The organism is Peribacillus sp., from assembly GCF_059453735.1.
Genome location: NZ_JAZVJO010000174.1, coordinates 1 through 3181, shown reverse-complemented (window position 1 = coordinate 3181; position 3181 = coordinate 1). Strand labels below are relative to the sequence as shown.

3 protein-coding genes are annotated in these 3181 nt (G+C 38.7%); all 3 read left to right on the top strand.

Annotation, left to right across the window (positions count from 1 at the left end):
- The first annotated feature begins 2 nt into the window (after window positions 1–2).
- Genes AC52RT_RS05845 through AC52RT_RS05835 form a run of 3 tightly spaced genes read left to right on the top strand, consistent with a single transcriptional unit; the run spans window position 3 to window position 2542 of the window.
- On the top strand, window positions 3–749 hold the full coding sequence (locus tag AC52RT_RS05845) for a metal ABC transporter ATP-binding protein (protein WP_495539874.1): 747 nt from the start codon (window positions 3–5) through the stop codon (window positions 747–749).
- 1 nt (window position 750) lies between these two features.
- The gene (locus AC52RT_RS05840; RefSeq protein WP_495539873.1) at window positions 751–1605 is read left to right on the top strand and encodes a metal ABC transporter permease; all 855 of its coding nucleotides are present in this window, start codon (window positions 751–753) and stop codon (window positions 1603–1605) included.
- Window positions 1606–1621: 16 nt separating this feature from the next.
- A complete protein-coding gene (locus AC52RT_RS05835; protein ID WP_495539872.1) occupies window positions 1622–2542 on the top strand; it encodes a metal ABC transporter substrate-binding protein in 921 nt (306 codons plus the stop codon).
- Window positions 2543–3181: the final 639 nt, after the last annotated feature.

Here is a 3181-nt window from a genome sequence, read left to right as displayed (position 1 = left end):
ATATGGAAGACATGTATGCTCTGAATATTCAAAATTTGTCTGTCTCCTATCATGGGAAACCCGCTTTACGTACGATTTCTATTTCGGTATTACCAGGATCTTTAGTTGGCATCATTGGCCCTAATGGTGCCGGTAAATCAACTTTTATTAAGGCATTACTTGATTTAATTCCTAAAGATAATGGTTCAGTTAGGATATTTGGTAAAACGTTCTCTGAACAACGGCAGCTTGTTGCTTATGTTCCACAGCGTAACAACATTGATTGGGACTTTCCCATCAATGTTTTAGAAACTGTTCTCTTAGGTACCTACCCAAGCTTAGGCATATTCAAAAGACCTAAAAAAGCCGATAAAGCACGAGCACTTGCCTGCTTAAAAAAGGTAGGCATGGAGGATTACCATGACAGGCAAATCGGTGAATTATCGGGTGGGCAGCAGCAGCGTGTTTTTTTAGCAAGAGCCTTAGTCCAGGAACCCAAAATTCTATTATTAGATGAACCATTTGTCGGCATCGATATTCTTAGTGAAGAAAACATGATGAATATCCTAAGAAACCTCAAAGCAGCAGGTAAAACCATTCTAGTCGTCCATCATGATTTATCAAAGGTAGACACCTATTTTGAACAACTTCTTGTGCTAAATAAAAAGCAAATGGGCTATGGGGACGTCAAAGAGGTTGTTCGAAATGGTGTGATAAATCAGGCATATTTAGGTCAGCTTTCGATCTTTGAAAAAGCAGAGGTGATGTGAAATGGCGTTTATTGAGGCTGTCATTCAGTATGGGTTTTTACAAAAGGCCTTGTTGACCTCTGTAATGGTGGGAATTATTTGCGGGATTATTGGTTGTTTCATCATTTTACGAGGAATGGCGCTTATGGGCGATGCCATTTCCCATGCGGTCCTGCCTGGTGTCGCTATTTCTTATATGCTTGGAATCAATTTCTTGATTGGTGCCGTACTTTCGGGAATTATTACCGCCATTGGAATTGGCTTTGTCAGCCAGAACAGCCGGATTAAAAACGATATTTCGATTGGTATCATGTTCACTGCTGCATTTGCATTAGGAATCATTTTAATCACCCTGATGAAAAGCAGTACCGATCTTTATCATATTTTATTTGGTAACGTGCTTGCTGTTCGTCCGTCTGATATGTGGATAACATTAGGTATTGGGGTGTTTGTACTACTTTCTATCTTTCTTTTATATAAAGAGTTCCTGGTCACCTCATTTGATTCAACCATGGCTGAGGTTTACGGACTGCCTGTTCGGCTTCTCCATTATTTCTTAATGACACTTTTAACATTGGTTACCGTTGCTTCCCTTCAGACTGTAGGAATCATTTTAGTCGTTGCAATGCTGATTACCCCCGCCGCTACAGCTTACTTATTAACCGACCGATTATCGACCATGCTTTTTTTATCAGCAGGGATAGGTACGCTTGCTTCGATAGCAGGATTATATTTCAGCTTTACCTATAACTTAGCATCTGGCGCTACGATTGTATTAGTCGCTACTCTCTTCTTCCTGCTAGCTTTCTTCTTCTCTCCAAGACAAGGCTTAATTCGTAAATTTATCAAAAAAAACAGTGGTGAAACCAGCCGCTAGAAGGGATGTATAACTGATGAGAAAAACCATGATAGTACTATCTGTCTGTCTACTCTTCTCTTTTGTCTTATTCGCTTGCAGTAAAAACGAGTCTGAGCATGATCAGCTTCAAGTGGTCACTACCTATTCCATTCTGTATGACATCGTCAACGAAGTCGGTGGAGACTTAGTTAACATTCACAGTTTAGCACCAGTAGGCTCGAATCCGCATGAATATGACCCTCTGCCAAAGGACATTCAAAAAACGACCGATGCGGATATAGTTTTTTATAATGGTTTGAACTTAGAGGCAGGTAATTCATGGTTTGACAAGTTGATTGAAACCGCTGGCAAGTCTGGAAAAGATGGACCCGTATTTAAGATGAGTGAGGGTGTCAGTCCGATGCACCTGACAACAAAAGGCAAAGAAAAAGAAGAAGATCCTCATGCTTGGCTGGATATCAGAAATGGCATTAAATATGCTCAAAATGCTCGTGATGGTTTAAGCAAAGTGGACCCCAAACACAAGAAACAGTATCAGCAAAATGCCGATACGTATATTCAGAAGTTAGAAAAGCTTCATAATGATGCCATTGATCAATTTAACAAGATTCCTAAAGAAAAACGTTTTCTCATTACAAGTGAAGGTGCATTTAAATACTTTAGCAATGCCTATGATTTTGAAGCAGGCTACATTTGGGAAATAAATTCGGAAAATCAAGGAACTCCTGAACAGGTGACACAAGTCGTCGATTTAATTAATGAAAAACAGCTGCCTGTTTTATTTGTTGAAACAAGTATAGATCCTCGCAGCATGGAAGCCGTTTCAAAAGAAACCGGCGTCCCTATCGGCGGCAAGCTCTTTACAGACTCAATTGGAAAACCTGGTGAAGATGGCGACACCTACTTTAAAATGATGAAGTGGAATATTGATACCCTTTTAAAAAATATGAAGTAAAGCCAAAAAGCCTGCAGATTAATGTCTGCAGGCTTTTTCTTTCTTAATTAACTCCTTTGCTTGTATAAGAGTAATCTTTAATCGAATTTTGAATGTATAATTATCATACATTCAAAACCTTTAATTCATTGACTTTCTTCTCGTTCTCTCTTAGTTTCATTTATATTTGAAATGACAGACACATAGGATAGTTTAAGACTATCTAAATTTAGTGTGTAAACCTTATTCGATTAACGGAGTTGGTTAAAAAACTAAAGACTTGGTTGGAGGTTAGAACTAAAACGTTGGTGATATTGGTTGTTTAGTTTTGTACATATTGCAATGTTACAACGGATCCTCCATCATTCGCATCCTTCCGCTACCCTGTGTTGTTTCGGCATTACCGAAGAAGAAACGAAATAACGTCTTGAAAACCTTTAGTGTCTTTCACTAAGACTCTGATTTGATTCCCTTTGATCGTTAGCAAAAAGAAAAGGACCACTTTTTTGGTCCTTGAGATTTTTTGATGCACTATAACGCACCCGTTAGTAGGTTTTGGAATGGGAGAACACTACTCCCACTCATAATCAACAGTTATTAGCTCGACATTATCTGGTATTATTTTTTGAAGAGAGTCTATTGTAGAGAAGTGTTCACCAT

Bases quoted from the DNA above. Each gene is read 5' to 3' on its own strand.
- AC52RT_RS05845 (WP_495539874.1), top strand. From the start codon at position 3: ATGGAAGACATGTATGCTCTGAATATTCAAAATTTGTCTGTCTCCTAT.
- AC52RT_RS05840 (WP_495539873.1), top strand. From the start codon at position 751: ATGGCGTTTATTGAGGCTGTCATTCAGTATGGGTTTTTACAAAAGGCC.
- AC52RT_RS05835 (WP_495539872.1), top strand. From the start codon at position 1,622: ATGAGAAAAACCATGATAGTACTATCTGTCTGTCTACTCTTCTCTTTT.